Genomic DNA, 18,673 nt, shown 5'->3' with positions numbered 1-18,673 from the left:
AACTAAGCGGTTGGCTCATTCCCCCAATTGGACAATTCTTCTTCGGTCCACAATTTAGGAAAAAAGATGCGTCTTTGGTATTTTGGATGCATATATTTTTGCCAGTCGCTCCCTCCTGTCGCTTCTCCGTTTCCTTTTCCGCTTTCCAGAATATATTTTATAGCTGTATTTAAATGCTGCATTACCCAGGTAATATTAACTGTGTAATCATAATGACGCATTGCCTGAATCAATTCAGTATTTTGCTGATCTTGAATTGGTAACTGAGTAAACTTTTGCCAGATATTTTTAGTTTTAAAATCGGCCATTTGACGGAGGAACTGTCCTTTATATTTCTTTTCGAATTCCTGAAGTAAATAAGATTTCTCACCTGTTTGATAATCTTTTCCTGCTGCCTGCCAGTACAAATGTTCAAAAGAAGTTTCTAAATTGGTGTTTTCATCAAAATTAGCCTTATATCTTCGATCCGTTAAATTGAGAACATCTGTTGAACCAAATTCGATCATTCTGTATTGAGCACTTTGAAAACCGCTTGCAGGAGTAAGCGTATTTCTAAATTTCATATACTGATCCACATCCATTCCGTTTTCCATAATGCTGAAAGAATTGGTAAGCATATCAAAATAACGTGTAATTCTGGAAAGCCTTTCGCTAAAAAATTCTACCTGAATATTTTCTGTATCGGCAATTTGATCTATTTCCCACAGAATCATTTTAAAAATCAATTCGTTGACCTGGTGATACATAATAAAAACCATTTCATCAGGAAGCGTAGTACGCTGTATCTGCAGGTTTAAAAGTGCATCCGTTTGGATATAATCCCAGTACGTAATTGGTTTAGACCAAAGCAACCCTTCCAGCTGAACATCAGTTTTTTGATTTATAGCTTGAAATTTAAGATCAATTTCTTTGAGGATTGATTCAGAATTATCTGTGGTATTCATTATTTTTTTACTTTAAATGGATATTTTAATCCTTTGTATTCGTCAATATCAGCTTTAAGCGACCCTACAGCCAATTCTGCTTTTATTCTAACAGGAACTTTGTTATCATCATCTGTTATCCAAAGCGTTACACTCTCTTTTTCTTTAAAAACACGTCCTGTTTGTACCATGGGCTTAAAGACCATAGTCGCAACGGTGCCAAATTTAGTTGTAATATCCTGACGACCTATATATTTTAACTTAAATTTTGTGATCTCATCATCAAAAAACATATCAATTGTAATAGATTCACCCGATTTTAATTTATCGATGTTAGGATGATTACGCAAATAGTAAAAGGATGAAATTATATCCTGCACATCTTCTGTAACTACAATCGTTTTTTCGGTTTTTCGTTTATAATCTTTCACCAAAACCCTATTTTGTGACTGATTAAAAAAACCTTCCTGATTTTTGGTGTAACCTCCTTCGTTTATTTTTCGAATATATCGATAAGGTCCGCCGGTTTCTCTATCAAAATAACTTTCGTATAAATCTTCGACCTTAAAGAAAAATTTAGACATGCCGGTTGTATATCCTTTACCCACTGCATGAAAAACTTTTTTATTATTTACAACGGCGTCTTTAACTTCTAAAGTGGCATATCCGGCATTTACAATTCCGTAATGAATCCTGAATTTGAAATATTCTCCCACATCAAAAGCATCTTCTTTATAAGTATCAAAACTTAATGTGGCGAGTATAAATATGAATAGAGCTAATTTTTTCATAATAAGATATTTACTGTTTATGGGCGATAAAAGCAAATTTTATTCCAAATATACCAAAACAAAAAAACTCAGTCAAAGAATGACTGAGTTTTTATGCTATTAACTAACCAAAAAACTATAAATTATGAAAATTTATATCAATTAGGAAGGAAACCACCCCTTCCTGATTTGCGAGTGCAAAGATAGATACTAAGTTTAGATAATAAATAGCAAAAAGGGAGTTTAACAAAACATTTGCATAAAAACCATTAATTTATAGTGGTTTTTTTTACAATATCTGAATTTTTGGAGTTTTTATAAAGTTCCTCTTAATTCCTGCTCTCTTTCTATCGACTCAAAAAGGGCTTTAAAGTTACCTGCACCAAAGCCTTTTGCCCCCATTCTTTGTATAATTTCGAAGAAAAGCGTCGGTCTGTCCTGAACAGGCTTCGTAAATATCTGCAATAAGTACCCATCTTCATCAGCATCGACCATAATGGCTAATTTTTCAATTTCGTTTAAATCTTCTTTCATCATATCCATATGAACACCTAATCTTTCCGGAATTGCTTCATAATAGGTATGCGGAGGAGAAGATAAAAATTCAACGCCGCGCGCTTTCAAAGCTGAAACGGTTTTTATAATATCATCTGTCGCAATAGCAATATGCTGAATTCCGGGTCCGCCATAAAAATCCAGGTATTCTTCAATTTGGGATTTTTTCTTCCCTTCAGCCGGTTCATTGATTGGGAATTTAATTCTACCGTTTCCATTCGACATTACTTTACTCATCAAAGCAGAATATTCTGTATTGATTTGTTTGTCATCAAAAGAAAGGAAATTTACAAATCCCATAACATCTTCGTAAAATTTTACCCAGATATTCATTTCGTTCCAGCCTACATTACCCACCATGTGATCAATATATTTTAATCCTGTCGGCTCCGGATTGTAATCTGATTTCCATTCTTTGTAGCCAGGAAGAAAGACTCCGTTATAGTTTTTTCTTTCTACAAAAACATGAACTGTTTCTCCATAAGTATAGATTCCGGAACGAACCACCTGACCAAATTCATCTTCTTCAACAGTTGGTTCCATGAAAGAACGGGCACCGCGCTTCATGGTTTCTTCATAAGATTTTGTAGCATCTTCAACCCAAAGTGCAGCAACTTTTACACCGTCACCATGTTTTTTAAGGTGCTCGTTGATTGGAGAATCAGCATTTAAAGGCGTTGTTAAAACAATTCTGATTTTATCCTGTTTCAAAACATAGGAGGCTTTGTCTTTTACTCCAGTTTCTAATCCCGCATACGCCAATGACTGATAACCGAAAGCCGTTTTATAATAATGTGCCGATTGTTTAGCATTCCCTACATAAAACTCTACATAATCTGTTCCTAATAATGGAAGGAAATCCTGAGCTCCTTCAAATATTTTCTCTAATCCGTATTCTACTGATTTTACTTCTTTACTCATAATTAGATAATTTGATAATGAGAAAATGAGATAATTCTTGAAATGTATTAATTGTCTAATTGACACATTTTCTAATTTTCTAATTCCTCTTAGATGTTGATATTATTTTATTTAAAATTTTTAAAATTTCTGAGAGATCATTTAATAAACGACTACACTTTGGATATTCGCTATGTGCATCGCATAAAAACAACCAATATTCTGTTTCGTCTGCTTCTTTAATTGCAATTTTTAATTTATGAATAAAATCTGCTTTACTTTCTGCATTTTGTGACTCTTTTGAATTTGCTCCAATTGATGTTCCGCTTTTTAATAATTGGTTTGCAATTACGAATTTCTTTTGATCTTGAAGTTCGGTTGTATAGTCAATTATATTTAATGCAAAATTGAAGGTTTTTATTAAAAGAGCGTTCTCTTTATATTTTTCGTTAAAAGTCATTTGTTTTAATTTGATAATTAGAAAATGGGATAATTAGATAATTTATTTTGTAAGTTTAAAATTACAATATTTAATTGTCTAATTTCCAAATTGACACATTTTCTAATTAAAGAAATTTTCTAATTATCAAATTGGCACATTGACTAATTATTCAGTCCAAGACTTGTAATATTGACCGTCATCAAGACCCATAGCCTCTTCTGTAACCATTAATGGGCGGAAAGTATCCACCATAACGGCTAATTCCTGAGTTTCTTTGTGACCAATACTGCGTTCCATTGCGCCTGGCGCTGGTCCGTGTGGAATTCCTTTTGGATGTAAAGTGATATGACCTTGCTCAATATTATTACGGCTCATAAAATCGCCATCTACATAATATAGAACTTCGTCAGAATCTATATTGCTGTGATTGTAAGGCGCCGGAATGGCTTTCGGATGATAATCGTAAAGTCTTGGGCAGAATGAACAAACGACAAAAGTGGCCGTTTCAAAAGTTTGGTGTACCGGAGGCGGTTGGTGAACACGTCCCGTTATAGGTTCAAAATTGTGAATCGAGAATCCATATGGGAAGTTATAGCCGTCCCAACCCACAACATCAAAAGGATGTGTTGCATAAACCACTTCGTGAATCATGCCTTCTTTTTTGATTTTAATTAAAAAATCGCCTTTTTCGTCGTGTGTTTCCAATTCGCTTGGCAAAATAAAATCACGCTCACAAAAAGGAGAATGTTCTAAATGCTGACCTGATTGGTTTTTATAACGTTTTGGGGTATAAAATGGAGAATAAGATTCGACGTAAAATAGTCGATTATCTTCGGTTTCAAAATCAATTTGATAAATAATTCCGCGGGGAATAATTAGATAATCGCCATATTCAAAAGGAATATTTCCTAACATCGTACGCAGTTTTCCTTTTCCCCGATGAATGAAAAGCATTTCGTCTGCGTCGGCATTTTTGTAGAAATAATTTCGAAGCGATTCTTTCGGGGCTGCCAAACCAATAATACAATCTTTATTGACCAGCATTGCTTTTCGGCTGTCTAAAAAGTCGTTTTCAGGTTTCAATTCGAAACCTTTAAATAATAATGATTTTATGTTTTTTCCGATTGCAATTTTTGGTTCAACCGAATACGAGTTTAAAATTTCTTTGACCTGTGTAGGTCTGTGTACATGATAAGACAATGAAGAATGTCCATGAAAACCTTCAGTCCCAAACAATTGTTCGTAGTAAAAACCTCCATCAGGCTTTTCGAATTGGGTGTGTCTCTTTTGAGGAAAGTTTCCAAGTTTGTGATATAATGGCATGGCTTTTCAATTAGATAATTTATAAATTAGATAATTCGAAAATTTGAATTGTGTGAACAGATAATTAGTTCAATTTCATAATTGACTAATCATCTCAATTCGGCCGTTTACTCAGGATTTCTCTTGATGAGGAATTGAAGATACTCTAATAAACCTATCCATTTTGTTTTCATTACAACAAATATCGTAATTTTTATTGAGTTAAATTACAAATTAAAACAAAAATCCGATATTGAACCAGGTATATCCTTTTGGATTTTCCGGAGACCATGAATACTTTACTTCTATGGGGCCAATAATGGTTTCTAAACCATATCCTACGGCATAACCGGAATATTTAGGCATATCAATCCAATCTACGGTACTAAAAAGATCATCACCAAGATTAGCATAATTGGCAGAAAAATTAAGGTGATTTTTTCTGAATATTTCATAATCAAAAGTTATCCCTGCTTTAATGTAACTATCACCGGAAATACTCAGAAAATCATAACCATAAAAATAATTGAAGTTATTTACTTTATTATAGCCATATCCTCCCAGAATGTAATCAAAAAACGGCACGCTGTCATTACCAAAAGCAAATCCTGCATCTGACTGGAATTTTATTGTCGCTTTATTAAAAACTGTTCTTGCAATTCCAATTTCAGCTTTTGCAGTTGAAAAAGGATTAAACTGATTTGTATAATTAGATGATGCCAGATAAGTCTGAATATCCCCTGAAAAATACCACCCTGTTCTTGGGAAGCTTTTGTTATCAAAAGAATCATATTTCAAATATCCGAAAAGACTAAAATAATTACTTTCATCAATTATTGAATTTGTATCTAATGTGGGAGATTTTATTTTTAAAAACTTATATTCCAATCCACCTCCCATAAGGAATTTTTGAACAAAAATGGTTTGAAAATAAGCCTGATTGGAGATATCCATAAAATCGACATTGATCAAATTATCACTTGGATTTCCTGTAACTTGCTTACTGATGGTCTCTGTTACATTTCGGTTAAACTGATTAAGCCTTGAGTTGAAACCAAAACTGATATTAAATCCGTTTTCGACATAATAATTAAAATCATACCTGAAATTATCCCCAAGTATAATGTCAAGAGACGTATTATCGTTTTTTAAAAATGTTTTTCTGTGGGTCAGGTTTAATAAAACAGCACTTTTATAGAGTCCATCATAATGCAGCCCCAGCTTTAAATAGGTATGGGTCGGATTTTCTTTTAGGACTAAATTCAAATCATCTTTATTACCGTTTGGCTCAAGCGAATAAGAGATCGCACTAAAATTATGTGTGGCATCTATATTATTTATTCCCACCCGAAGATCTTCATAAGTTATAGTACTTTCCGGTTTAAATCGAAGCTTGCTTGTTAAGTACTCTTTAGTATAATCTTTCAGCCTTGTGTTGTTTATTTTTTTTATTTCAAGCGTATCCGAAGCTATTTTTAATTTGGGCTTTTTATAAAAATTTTGTTCATTAGCCAAAGCTTTAATTTTTTCATACACCTCAAATGTGGCATCTTCTCCTCTTCGGATAATTTCTCCACCTCTATCAAATGATATGACCCCAAAATCACGAATATCCGGTTTAATATAAATGTCGGTATCAGCTCTTTTGCTCTTCATCTTTTCGATAGACTGAAGATTGGTAATCTGAACGAGAATACGGGTAGCATTTTTCAGGCCTTTACGGTTTTGCAAATCATCCTGAACATCCACTCCAATGATAATATCTGCTCCCAGATCACGAACTTCCTTAATAGGGTAATTATTAACGACGCCTCCATCGACCAATAATTTCCCATCTACTTCAACAGGTGAGAATAAAGACGGAAAAGCGGCACTTGCCACCATAGCCTGTACCAGATTTCCTTTGTTGAGCAATACTTCTTCACCGGTTTCGATATCAGTTCCTATACATAAAAAAGGAGTAGGCAGTTGATTAAAATCACGTACATGACGAACACTACGGGTTAGACTGCTTAATAAATTATAATTGTACATTCCTTTTGAAAGTGCCTCCGGAATTCCAACCCTTAAGTTACTAAAAGGTAATACGATTGCATATAATTCGTCATTTCGTTTTCCGTAGAAATTTTTGGAAGATCTTGGAATATAGTCATTAATTAATTCGTCAAAATTGGTTTTTTTGAAAATAGAATCAACTTGTGCGGCATTATATCCTGTTGCATAAAGTCCGCCGATGATGGCTCCCATACTGGTTCCGCCTATATAATCAACTTTGATTCCTGCTTCTTCTAAAACTTTCAAAACACCAATATGAGCAAATCCTTTGGCTCCGCCTCCGCTTAAAACCAAACCAATTTTGGGTCTTTTGATACTGTCCTGTTTTTTTTCCTGTGAAAACGATTTTTGAGGAGTAATCACTAAAAGTATTAAAGACACTAATACTCCGCCCCAGATGGAAATGGAAAACGGCGAGAGGCAAAAAGCTATTTTTTCCTGTAAAAAAAGAGCGACCATAGAAGCTCCTTTTTTTGCAATTGAAAAAAAGTTTTTTGACCCGACGTTTGAAATGAACAGCTGGATTAGGCGCATAAGAAAAGTACTAATTTATTTTGTAAAAGTCGACAATTTTTTTGGCTTTTGATACTCCCACAACATCAGAAATTTCTTTTTCTGTAGCCAATTTCAATCTTTTAACACTCTTAAAATGTTGTATTAACGTAAGCATTGTTTTTTCGCCAATACCCGGAATACTTTCAACAGACGAATTAAGGGCCGCTTTGCTTCGTTTATCACGGTGAAAAGTGATTCCAAACCGGTGTGCTTCGTTTCGTAATTGCTGAATAACCTTTAATGTTTCAGATTTTTTATCGAGATATAACGGAATCGAATCTCCGGGATAAAACAATTCTTCGAGACGTTTTGCAATTCCAATAATGGCAATTTTACCGCGTAATCCCAGCTCATCAATACTTTTCAGGGCCGCTGATAATTGTCCTTTTCCCCCATCAATAATAATCAGTTGCGGAAGCGGTTCATTTTCGTCCAGCAATCGTTTATAGCGACGGTATACGATTTCGGTCATTGAAGCAAAATCGTCAGGACCCACAACCGTTTTTACGTTAAAATGGCGATAATCTTTCTTGCTGGGTTTCCCGTCTTTAAAAACCACGCAGGCTGCCACCGGATTTGTTCCCTGAATATTGGAGTTGTCAAAACATTCAATATGCCTCGGTTCATTTGGCAAGCGCAGGTCTTTTTGCATTTGTGCCATGATACGGTTTACGTGTCTGTCAGGATCTACAATCTGCAATTGTTTAAGTTGTTCTATTCGGTAAAATTTGGCATTTCGAATTGACAGATCCAGAATTTGCTTTTTATCACCCAATTGTGGAACAGTAACTTTTATATTTTCGCCTAAATCAACTTCAAACGGCACAATAATTTCTTTTGACATTAACTGAAAACGTTCCCGAAGTTCAATAATCGCAAGTTCCAGCAATTCTTCATCAGGTTCGTCCAGTTTTTTCTTTATTTCCAAAGTATGCGAACGAATAATCGATCCGTGTGATATTTGCAGAAAATTAACATAAGCCGCACTTTCATCAGACACAATCGAAAAGACATCAATATTGGTAATTTTTGGATTTACAATGGTCGATCTCGATTGGTAATTTTCGAGAATTTCTATTTTTTCTTTGATTTTTTGTGCTTCTTCAAACTGCAAATTCTGTGCATACTGATTCATTAAACGTTTGAAGTCTTTCATGCTTTCTTTGAAATTTCCCTTTAGGATTTCGCGGATTGCATCAACTTGTCTCTGATAATCTTCCAAAGATTCTATTCCTTCACAAGGTCCTTTACAATTTCCTATGTGAAATTCCAGACAGACTTTAAATTTACCCGAATTGATATTGGATTCACTCAAATCGTAATTGCAGGTTCTTAACGGATACAATTCTTTGATTAGATCCAGAATAGTATAGACCATCTTGAAATTAGTGTATGGACCAAAATATTCGGATCCGTCTTTTATCATTCTTCGGGTCAGGAATATTCTCGAAAAAGGTTCTTTTTTAATGCAGATCCAGGGATAACTTTTATCATCACGAAGTAATACATTATAACGCGGCTGCAAGGATTTGATCAGGTTGTTTTCTAATAAAAGGGCATCCGTTTCAGTAGGAACTACAATATGTTTGATAGTTACGATTTTTCGAACCAGTACATTCGTTTTTCTTGTATCGTGAATTTTATTGAAATAAGAAGAAACCCTTTTTTTTAAATTTTTGGCCTTTCCAACATACAATATCTTTCCTTCTTTGTCATAATACTGATAGACTCCCGGATTGTCCGGAAGGGTTTGAATTTGGAGTTCTAAAGACGGTATTTGCATGCTGTTTATTTCTGAAGAGATGAAGAAATCGTGTCAAAAACCATTCCGATCCGCATTGGAAAGCTTAACAATGAATTCTTTTCAAATTTACGAAATCCAAAGAATAATTTTTATATTTAACTTTTATAATTCGACATGAAAAACAATGCCCCGATGGTTCTTTTTGGCGAATCGATTTTGCCCGGAGAAAACAAAACGATAAATGTAGAAATCGCCAGATTACATACCACAACCAAACTCAATATTCCGATTATTGTTCGGCGTTCCAAAATTGATGGTCCGGTGGTTTTATTTTCTGCCGGAATTCATGGCGATGAAATTAATGGTGTCGAAATTGTACGCCAGATCATCAGCAAAAAAATCAACCGTCCTACAAGAGGAACCATCATCTGCATTCCGATTATCAATATTTACGGTTTTGTCAATAAATCAAGGGAGTTTCCTGACGGACGAGACCTGAACCGTGTTTTTCCCGGAAGCAAAAAAGGTTCACTTGCAAGTCGTTTTGCTTTTCATATTACCAATCAGGTATTGCCGCTTATTGACTATGCAGTAGATTTTCATGCAGGTGGCGCAAGCCGATTCAATGCCCCTCAGATTAGAATTACAGAAAACAATCCCGAATTAAAGATTTTGGCTGATGTATTTGATGCTCCATTTACATTGTATTCTAAAAACATTAATGGTTCTTTTAGAAATACTTCTGAAAAAGCCAATGTTAAAATGTTGCTTTTTGAAGGCGGAAAATCATTGGATATTAATGATCCCGTTGCTAATGAAGGTGTAAAAGGAGTAAAACGTTTACTTCATTATTTAAATATGCTGGACCCAAAACACATTGTTGAAAAAGCTGACTTTCCATCAATTTATATTAAAAATTCGGTTTGGCTGCGGGCTAAACAATCCGGCTTGTTACACGATTACAATATGATTACCAAATTTGTAACCAAAGGAACTATTTTAGCCATTATTACTGATCCTTTTGGTAAATTCGAGCAAAAAGTAAAAGCACCGCATGACGGGTTTGTAATCAATGCCAATCATTCGCCAATTGTATATGAAGGCGACGCGATTTACCATATCTCTAAAAATATTGACGACAATGCCAACGACTAAAAAAGAGCTGCGACTGCATTATAAAAATCTTAGAAAAAACCTTTCTGAAACAGCTATTGAAGGAAAAAGCCTGGAGATTACCAATCAATTAATCAACTTACCTATTTGGAATAAAGCCTATTACCATGTTTTTCTTCCAATTGAGGAACAAAAAGAAGTTAATACAGAATATATTTTACACTTACTTTCAGGAAAAGACAAAGAAATTGTGGTTTCAAAAAGTGATTTTGAAACCCGAATGATGTCTCATTTTTTATTGACGGACAATACTAAAATCAAAAAAAATGAATATAATATCCCAGAACCTGTAAATGGTTTACCTGTTCCTTCTCAAACTATTGAAGTGGTTTTTGTACCGCTTTTGGCTTTTGATATTTTTGGAAACCGTATTGGCTACGGAAAAGGGTTTTACGATAAATTTCTAGCGGAATGCAAACCCGAAACCATCAAAATTGGGCTTTCCTTTTTTGAAGCTGTAGATCGGATTGATGATGTTTTTGAATCGGATATAAAACTGGATTACTGTGTGACGCCTGAGAAGGTTTATCGGTTTTAAAACTAACACTACTGACGTCACTTCGAGTGTTTTTTTGGATTTAAGATTGATTTTGAAAATACGTTTTATTAACCAAAAATGTATAGAGAAGTCTTGGTTTCATAAAAGTTCCCGATACATTTTTTTTCCGTTTCTCTACTCAAAAAACACTCGAACTGACGAATTACATGATGCAATCAGCGGGCTTTCTAAAACCTATTTTATTTCACCATAATCCCTTCAACAAAAAGAATCGGCACTTCTTCCGTATTGTTTTCGTTGATTAAGTTTGACTTGAAGATGAATTTCTTATCGTACAACGTATTTCCGATAAAGAAAGTTACCATAAATTCGTTGTTCAAAACCAAAAGACTTTTTTCGATCATTTCGATTTTTACAACTGAAACCGCAGGAACCTCAACAAACGCATGACGTAAAATAGACGTTTTTTTCATTTCCCCTTCAATTGTTCCAAATGCTTTTGAAACCACCATCACGCTGTCTAAATTAAAGTCGCTGTCGTTTACCAGATAAGCGTACCAGACTTTTTCCATAAAATCATCGCTCCATTCCTGAACGGCGGCTAAGAATACGTTTTCAACTTCGGGGATTGTTATATCTTTTTTCATTTTTTAGTAAATAGTAAAAAGTAAATAGTGATTAGAAAGAAAGCTCTTCACTAATCACTATTTACTAGTAACTTATTTTTTAAATATTTGCTTTGAATTGCTCTAAGAAACGAACATCATTTTCGTAAAACATACGGATATCACCAATTTGGTACAGCAGCATGGCAATACGCTCTACTCCCATTCCGAAAGCAAAACCATTGAATTCGTCAGGATTGATATCGCAATTTTTAAGAACGTTTGGATCAACCATTCCGCAGCCTCCAATTTCTAACCATCCAGTTCCTTTTGTGATACGGTAATCGGTTTCGGTTTTTAAACCCCAGTAGATATCAATTTCGGCACTTGGTTCTGTAAACGGAAAGTATGACGGGCGCAGACGAATCTTCGATTTTCCGAACATTTCTTTCGTGAAATAAAGCAATGTCTGTTTTAAATCGGCAAAAGAAACGTCTTTGTCAATGTACAATCCTTCAACCTGATGAAAAATACAATGTGAACGTGACGAAATGGCTTCATTACGGAACACACGTCCCGGAGAAATGGTACGAATTGGCGGTTTGTGATTTTCCATATAACGCACCTGAACAGATGATGTATGCGTACGCAACAGCACATCAGGATTGGTCTGAATAAAAAAGGTATCCTGCATATCACGCGCCGGATGGTATTCCGGTAAGTTTAATGCTGTAAAATTATGCCAGTCGTCTTCGATTTCCGGACCTTCAGAAACGTTGAAACCGATGTTGGCAAAAATATCTATAATTTGATTTTTAACAATCGAAATAGGATGGCGTGAGCCAATAATTACAGGCTCAGGCGAACGCGTTAAGTCTCCAAAAAAGCCTTTTACTTCTTCCTTGCTTTCCAACTCCTCCTGAATAACCCTTACTTTTTCTTCAGCAACAGCTTTTAAAGTATTTATTACTTGTCCAAAATCCTTTTTCTGGTCGTTTGGTATATTTTTGAACTCTGTAAAAAGCTCCTTCAATAAACCTTTACTTCCTAAATATTTAACACGGAACTTCTCTAAAGATTCTTTGTTTTTATCATTAAAGGCTTTAGCTTCCTCGATATGTTCTTTTATCTTGTCTATCATTTCCATTCTTCAATTGAGGGTACAAATTTAAGGAAAAAAGTCAGATATTAGGTGTGAGAAGTCAGAAGTATTTCTAAAGTTCTGTTATATTTTCAGACCAAAATCTAAAATCTTCTCTCCAATATCTGTTTTTTAATCAATCAGTTCTCTTTCTAAAAAATAATTTACAATCGCTTCTTTCATCAAAACCGATTGTTCACCGGCTTTTAATGCTGGCAGTTGTTCTTTTACTTTATAATGCGGCCAGCCATCTGTGTCGAAATATTCGAATTCGTAAAAACCGTACGGTTCCAACAATCGGCAGATTGCAATATGCATCAGGTTTAGTTTTTCATCTTTTTTGAATTCACGGTGAACTTTCCCGAGTTCCTGAACTCCAATAAGATAAATTATGGAATCCAGATCCAGATCTTCGCCTTGCGAAAACTGATTGGAAAGTATATCGACGAGCTTTTCCCAGCGCTCTTTTAGTTGTGTATCTCTGGACATTCTTATAATTGTGAATTATGAATTGTAAATTATAAATTACAAAATCATAAAATTTAGCCTGCAAAGATACGGAGTTAAAACCCAACCACATTAAAATTATGAAAACTTCACAGAATGAATATTTTAAGACTCTATTTTTATTTATTGATATTCAATAACCGTTTTTGAAATTACATTGTTACTTTCTTTCGAAATCTTTTTTATTTCTACAGGAAAGTTGTCATTATTATAAATTATTTCAGAAATATAATATTCAGGGACTTCGTTATTAACCGGATAATAGGATTCTCTTGACACTACATTATTCGTCGTTTGTCCACCAAATCCTTCTACAACAAAAACCATCCGATAATATTTATTCATAAATTTCATTGGGTGGTTCTTGTTATCGTAAAAATAGTTGTTTTTTGAAATTATTTCAGAACCTGTTAAGGACGACTTATTTATAATTTGGGTTATATTCTTAGCATTATCAGAAGAAATGGATAATTCTCTTTGAATAATATATTTATTTTCATCCATATAACCTGATTTTTCTGAAGTAAGGATTCCATTAACATATGAATATTCCGTTTTTTCATCCGGGTCTCCTTCAGAATAGATATAGCTTAATAAATCTCCATTATAATGAAATACAGCAGAACCAGAAGCTACATTATCTCTAAAGTAATTCATCTTACTTATCTTTTCACCATCATATAAAAATTCCGTTTTATACCGGGTATTTGTAGTAACACTTTTCAAAATCTTATTCTCATAGGCAAAATCCATTATGCTCGTTTCTGAGCCATCGGAAAAATAAACTGTTTCTGTTATTTTTTTTATTAGAACTGATTTTTCATTTGATGTAGTATCTTTGCCGCCGTCATCATTTGAACATGACATCGACAATACAGTGCAAAAAACAAAAAGAATTTTAATTAATACGCTTTTTCTCATTTTATCTATTTTTCGCAAAAATAGAAATATATAATCCATTTCAAAGTTAATCAACATGAGTTTTTTCGATATGATTTTAGGGGCACTTTTAGCCTTCAGTTTATACAAAGGCATCAAAAATGGCCTTTTTGTAGAAGTTGCTTCTTTTATTTCTTTACTGTTAGGAATTTATATAGCCATTAAATTCTCTTCTTTTCTAAAAAATATTATTGTAAAATATGTTTCCTGGAATCCCAACACGGTTCAGGTTACCGCTTTTATCCTGACTTTTATTTTAGTGGTAATAGGTGTTTATTTTTTAGCAAAAATTTTAACCGGAATAGCTGATTTTGCTTATTTGGGATGGATCAACAAATTGGGTGGAGGTTTTTTCAGAGTTTTGAAAACCGTTTTGATCGTAAGTATTTTTATTGCGCTGTTTGAAAAAATTAATTTCAATCACACTTTCGCTAAGAAAGAAACTTTAGATCACTATATTTTTTATAATCCGATTAAAAAAGTAGCGGCTTTTGTATATCCTTCAATTGAAAAAGGATATGAAAGACTGAAAAAAGTGAATGCTGAAAAGTCTTCAGAAAAAGAATAATTTAAGCATTCAGTCCTTAGTAATTAGTGAAGAGTAATTAGCCTTAAATACTTTATGAAGTTTTTAAGTTTGCATAATCAAATTACCGATTATGTTTTGTTGTCCCAATAATCATTATAATACAAGTGTTTTGCAAACTCTTCAAAAGTATTTCCGAGAGCTATAAAGTCTTCCTTATTTCCAATAAAAGGCATTACTCCGAATTGTAATTGTTTTTCTCTTTTGTCAAGAACAAACATCTCGTTTCCCCCATCAGAGCCTAAATAAATTGTCCAAGGAAAAAATTCGCCACAATACATTTCTGTATATTTCACAACTTCTTCCAGTCTAATGAATTGTACATGTGATTGACCAAGAGTACCATCATAACCATTTGTGATTAACAAAAAGTCTCTATAGTCTTTTGGAAGTTTTATATTTAGTTCTTTTTCAACCTTAGCAATTGCTTCGAGCTCAGTTGCTTGATTAAATGTATTTTTGTCTATATATTCAAATTCAGATTGAGGATCAGAAAAATATTTTTGAATAATTTCTTCCATTATTGGGTTGCTTTAATTATAAACTCAGCCCTAAAAAATAATTAAAGCCTAAAGACTCTAATTTGGTACCTGAGGGAATAAATTTTTCAGAATAATCAGCATCATTCCGATTACATTTACAGACGAAGTTGTCAATAAAGTTATCAGTACATTTTCTGAAAGATTCAGATTCAGAAGATTGTGATTGAAATACAAAATTGAGACAACTGCTGCCAACCACAGGAAAATAATAAAAGAGAAAATATAAGTAAGATATCTTCGTAAAATCGTGTCTTCAATAAACCGCCCTACTTTTGCATTTCCGAGCCTGTCTTCAAGGATTTGATTTTGTATGCGGGCGTTATCGATATCCATAGGACTGACTGCGGCACTATTTTCAATAGAAATCTGGCTTAAATTGAGTAACGACATCTTAAGTAGAAATTGGTTTTAACTTTTTATAATGCTCAAAAATGTCCTCATCAGAAATAACTGCATTCAAATCCTTTCGATATACTTTTTGCCAGGGAGTTCCATCAATATGGGTTAAGGCACTTAAATATACACCATCAAACCTTCCGTATACTTCCCATATCTTGTCTAAAAACTGTTCATCTTCACTTGCTATTTTTTCGTTTTTGGTAGCATTTGGAATTTTTTCAGTGATTTTTTCTTTTTTGTATTGTTTGATACTGTAATACAAAGAAGGGAACACAGGGCCAAAATCCCAGGCAATCGGGTTTTCATCAATAAGCTTTTGTTGTTTATCTGTCAGCGCCAGATACCAGCCATATGCAATATAGGTTAGCTTGATAATTTTCATAGGGGTAAGATCTCCATTTTTGGAATATTTCTCTATGAAATAATTAGCCACTGTTGTTGGATTGTAAGACATAATTATAAAAATATATTTTCAAAGTTAATTAAAATTAGGTTGCTTTACAATTATGGGTTCTATTGTTTTGTTAATCAGAAGAGTTATTAAAACAGAATAGAGATACCTAAGTTAGGTATCTCTATTTTATATTACCAGTCTATCCCTATTTTCTGCCCTTTTTTCAATGTGATATCTTGTTTTTTATCACCGCTGATTAAAGTTGTTTTTCCTCCATTTTTAGAAGAAACTGAAATTTTTGTTAGTTTTTTATTATTCCATTCCATAGCGATTTCAAATCCACCGCGGGCGCAGATTCCTTTTACATTTCCGGTTTCCCAGGCATCGGGTAAAGCCGGCAATAATCTGATTTCGTTTTCATCTGACTGCACTAACATTTCTACAACGGCAGCTGCACCACCAAAATTACCATCGATTTGAAATGGCGGATGCGCGTCGAATAAATTCGGGTATGTTCCTCCGCCTCTTCTTGGTTTTTCGGTTTTCTTTCCATCCGGGTCTACGTAACGAAGCAATTCACGGTACATTTTATAAGCACGGTTTCCGTCCCACAGCCTTGCCCAGAGATTAATTCGCCAACCCTTTGACCAGCCTGTTGTTTCATCCCCTTTTATTTCGAGTGTTTTTTTAGATGCTTCTGCCAGATCCGGAGTTTTTAAAGGTGTAATATGATCGCCCGGAAACAGTCCGAATAATTGTGACTGATGGCGGTGTTTTGGATCTTTATCTTCCCAATCAAAATACCATTCCTGTAAGTTTCCTTTTTTACCAATTTGATACGGATGTAGTTTTACAAGTGTTTTTTCTAGTTTGGTTCTGAAATCAGCATCAGTATTTAAAATTTTTGAAGCTTTGATTGTTTTATCAAAACATTCACGAATCATCGCCAAATCAGCTGTTCCTCCATAAAGTGTCGCTCCCACGAAACCATCTGCAAGTTTATACTGATTTTCAGGTGAAGTTGATGGCGAAGTGATTAGATTTCCATTTTTATCGGGTACAAGCCAGCCCAGACAAAATTCGGCAGCGCCTTTCATCAGCGGATAACCTTCATTTTTTAAATAGTTTTTGTCTTGTGTAAAAATATAATGTTCCCAAATATGTGTACTTAACCATGCACCCGCCATTGGCCAGCAGGCCCACATAGGTTCTTCTTTTCCGAATTGACCAACCGGATTGGTCATAGCCCAGATATCTGAATTGTGCCCTGCAGCCCAGCCTTTATCCACTCCATAAAAAGTCTTTGCTGTAATTTTTCCGGTTACCGAAAGGTTTTTAATGAAACTCAGCAATGGCAAATGCATTTCTGAAAGGTTTGTGTTTTCTGCCAGCCAGTAATTTTCTTCCACGTTGATGTTCATGGTATAATTACTGCTCCATGGCGGACTCAAATGCGGATTCCAAAGTCCCTGCAAATTCGCAGGAACGCCCATAGTTCTTGACGAACTGATGAGTAAATAACGACCGAAATTGAAATATAAAATTTCGAGGTTTTTGTCTTCTTTTCCGTCAGCGTAGCGCAATAAACGTTCGTCAGTCGCTAAATTGGGAGCGGTGGTTTTTCCTAAGTCTAAAGTGACACGATTGTAGAATTTGTGGTAATCGGCAATATGAGATTCTTTTAATTTATCGAATGGTTTTTCATAGGCTTTGTTTAGATTTTGTACTGCAATTGATACGTCATCTAAACCTTCGCTTGCTGGATTTTTGTTAAAACCATTAAAACTTGTGGCTACTGAAACATAAATAATAGCTTCTGTCGCGTCTTTTAAGGTTAAGGTTTCTCTGGAACTTGTAATTTTTCCGTCTGTTTTTTTAATTTGGACTAAAGTCGTAAATCTTGTCCCTCTTTCTTTTATGTTCAGATATTTTGACACAACATTATATCCTGCATTTTCATGAATTGGAGCAGCACCTGTCATTACTAAGATATTATTTCTTACTTCGACATTTGACTTTAAAAGGCTTTTTAAATTAATATCAAAATTTAGAGCTCCCTTTTGATCACTTTTCAATTTGATTATCATAATTTGATCCGGAGCCGAGACAAAATATTCCCGGGTATATTTTATACCAGCCATTTCGTAACTTACTTTTGAGATAGCATTTGAAATATCAAGTTCACGATGGTAATTTACTGCTTTTCCTTTCTCTGAATTATTGATTTCCAATGTCCCTAAAGGCGCATACTTCTCTGAGTTTTTTCCCTGGATTTTTTTGTTTAGCTCTTCGGCCAGTTTATAGTTTTCGTTTTTTAACGCTTCACGAATCGCCGGGATATTTTTGTATGCTTCAGGGCTCATATTCGCATTTACAGGCTCACCCGACCAAAGCGTGATGTCATTCAGATAAATTTTATCTGAATTAGCTCCGCCAAAAACGGTTGCCCCCATTTTTCCGTTTCCTAAAACCAGTGTTTCTTCAAAAAAATCGGCTGGCTGGTTGTACCATAAAATATGACTGGACTGTGCTGTAATTTTTCCACAAAAAATGGAAATGATAAAAACTAAATATAACTTTTTCATAAAAAATGATTTTAATCTAAAAATTCTGAATCGGTACAAACGGTATTCAGTACAGAC

General features: G+C 34.3%; 18 protein-coding genes. 3 read left to right on the top strand and 15 right to left on the bottom strand.

Features of this window, described 5'->3' with window-relative positions:
- Positions 1–2 precede the first annotated feature (2 nt).
- The 7 genes from DMB68_RS14305 to uvrC form a co-directional block, all read right to left on the bottom strand.
- A complete protein-coding gene (locus DMB68_RS14305; protein ID WP_110347355.1) occupies positions 3–944 on the bottom strand; it encodes a tryptophan 2,3-dioxygenase family protein in 942 nt (313 codons plus the stop codon).
- Positions 944–1,714, bottom strand: a complete 771-nt coding sequence (locus tag DMB68_RS14300; protein WP_110347354.1) for a DUF3108 domain-containing protein — start codon at positions 1,712–1,714, stop codon at positions 944–946. The genes DMB68_RS14305 and DMB68_RS14300 overlap by 1 nt, the downstream gene beginning before the upstream one ends.
- Positions 1,715–2,008: 294 nt before the next feature.
- Positions 2,009–3,169: a 4-hydroxyphenylpyruvate dioxygenase gene (gene hppD, locus DMB68_RS14295; RefSeq protein WP_110347353.1), complete on the bottom strand. Its 1,161-nt coding sequence runs from the start codon at positions 3,167–3,169 to the stop codon at positions 2,009–2,011.
- Between the two features lie 79 nt (positions 3,170–3,248).
- Positions 3,249–3,608: a four helix bundle protein gene (locus tag DMB68_RS14290; protein WP_110347352.1), complete on the bottom strand. Its 360-nt coding sequence runs from the start codon at positions 3,606–3,608 to the stop codon at positions 3,249–3,251.
- A 147-nt stretch (positions 3,609–3,755) separates the two neighbouring features.
- Positions 3,756–4,913, bottom strand: coding sequence for a homogentisate 1,2-dioxygenase (locus tag DMB68_RS14285; protein ID WP_110347351.1), 1,158 nt, complete (start codon positions 4,911–4,913; stop codon positions 3,756–3,758).
- Positions 4,914–5,126: 213 nt separating this feature from the next.
- The gene (locus DMB68_RS14280; RefSeq protein ID WP_110347589.1) at positions 5,127–7,406 is read right to left on the bottom strand and encodes a patatin-like phospholipase family protein; all 2,280 of its coding nucleotides are present in this window, start codon (positions 7,404–7,406) and stop codon (positions 5,127–5,129) included.
- Positions 7,407–7,491: 85 nt separating this feature from the next.
- Complete coding sequence (gene uvrC, locus DMB68_RS14275; RefSeq protein ID WP_110347350.1) at positions 7,492–9,285, bottom strand: excinuclease ABC subunit UvrC; 1,794 nt, start codon at positions 9,283–9,285, stop codon at positions 7,492–7,494.
- Positions 9,286–9,420: 135 nt separating this feature from the next.
- Here uvrC and DMB68_RS14270 point away from each other — a divergent pair, with 135 nt between their 5' ends.
- The gene (locus DMB68_RS14270; RefSeq protein ID WP_110347349.1) at positions 9,421–10,401 is read left to right on the top strand and encodes a succinylglutamate desuccinylase/aspartoacylase family protein; all 981 of its coding nucleotides are present in this window, start codon (positions 9,421–9,423) and stop codon (positions 10,399–10,401) included.
- Positions 10,388–10,957 (top strand): 5-formyltetrahydrofolate cyclo-ligase, encoded by a 570-nt coding sequence (locus DMB68_RS14265; RefSeq protein WP_110347348.1) that lies wholly within the window; start codon positions 10,388–10,390, stop codon positions 10,955–10,957. The genes DMB68_RS14270 and DMB68_RS14265 overlap by 14 nt, the downstream gene beginning before the upstream one ends.
- A gap of 200 nt (positions 10,958–11,157) precedes the next feature.
- Here the strand turns inward: DMB68_RS14265 and DMB68_RS14260 are convergent, their stop codons facing one another.
- The 4 genes from DMB68_RS14260 to DMB68_RS14245 all read right to left on the bottom strand — a co-directional run bounded on the left by DMB68_RS14260 (position 11,158) and on the right by DMB68_RS14245 (position 14,092).
- Positions 11,158–11,565 (bottom strand): hypothetical protein, encoded by a 408-nt coding sequence (locus DMB68_RS14260; RefSeq protein ID WP_110347347.1) that lies wholly within the window; start codon positions 11,563–11,565, stop codon positions 11,158–11,160.
- A gap of 79 nt (positions 11,566–11,644) precedes the next feature.
- A complete protein-coding gene (gene pheS, locus DMB68_RS14255; protein WP_110347588.1) occupies positions 11,645–12,664 on the bottom strand; it encodes a phenylalanine--tRNA ligase subunit alpha in 1,020 nt (339 codons plus the stop codon).
- Between the two features lie 132 nt (positions 12,665–12,796).
- Positions 12,797–13,153 (bottom strand): hypothetical protein, encoded by a 357-nt coding sequence (locus DMB68_RS14250; protein ID WP_110347346.1) that lies wholly within the window; start codon positions 13,151–13,153, stop codon positions 12,797–12,799.
- A 141-nt stretch (positions 13,154–13,294) separates the two neighbouring features.
- On the bottom strand, positions 13,295–14,092 hold the full coding sequence (locus DMB68_RS14245; protein ID WP_124019436.1) for a hypothetical protein: 798 nt from the start codon (positions 14,090–14,092) through the stop codon (positions 13,295–13,297).
- Positions 14,093–14,147: 55 nt separating this feature from the next.
- On the opposite strand from DMB68_RS14245, the gene DMB68_RS14240 reads away from it, so the two are divergent.
- Positions 14,148–14,678, top strand: coding sequence for a CvpA family protein (locus DMB68_RS14240; protein WP_110347344.1), 531 nt, complete (start codon positions 14,148–14,150; stop codon positions 14,676–14,678).
- 89 nt (positions 14,679–14,767) lie between these two features.
- Here the strand turns inward: DMB68_RS14240 and DMB68_RS14235 are convergent, their stop codons facing one another.
- The 4 genes from DMB68_RS14235 to DMB68_RS14220 form a co-directional block, all read right to left on the bottom strand.
- Entirely contained in the window at positions 14,768–15,217 is a 450-nt protein-coding gene (locus DMB68_RS14235) for an SMI1/KNR4 family protein (protein WP_110347343.1), read from the bottom strand.
- A gap of 57 nt (positions 15,218–15,274) precedes the next feature.
- Complete coding sequence (locus tag DMB68_RS14230) at positions 15,275–15,628, bottom strand: hypothetical protein (protein ID WP_110347342.1); 354 nt, start codon at positions 15,626–15,628, stop codon at positions 15,275–15,277.
- Between the two features lies 1 nt (position 15,629).
- Positions 15,630–16,091, bottom strand: coding sequence for a Panacea domain-containing protein (locus DMB68_RS14225; RefSeq protein WP_110347341.1), 462 nt, complete (start codon positions 16,089–16,091; stop codon positions 15,630–15,632).
- A gap of 131 nt (positions 16,092–16,222) precedes the next feature.
- Entirely contained in the window at positions 16,223–18,616 is a 2,394-nt protein-coding gene (locus tag DMB68_RS14220; protein WP_110347340.1) for a glycoside hydrolase family 95 protein, read from the bottom strand.
- Between the last annotated feature and the right edge of the window lie 57 nt (positions 18,617–18,673).

This window comes from Flavobacterium hydrophilum, from assembly GCF_003202405.1.
GTDB classification, from domain to species: Bacteria; Bacteroidota; Bacteroidia; order Flavobacteriales; family Flavobacteriaceae; genus Flavobacterium; species Flavobacterium hydrophilum.
Note: the sequence above shows the minus strand (reverse complement) of the source record. Positions and strands in the feature narration are given on the sequence as shown.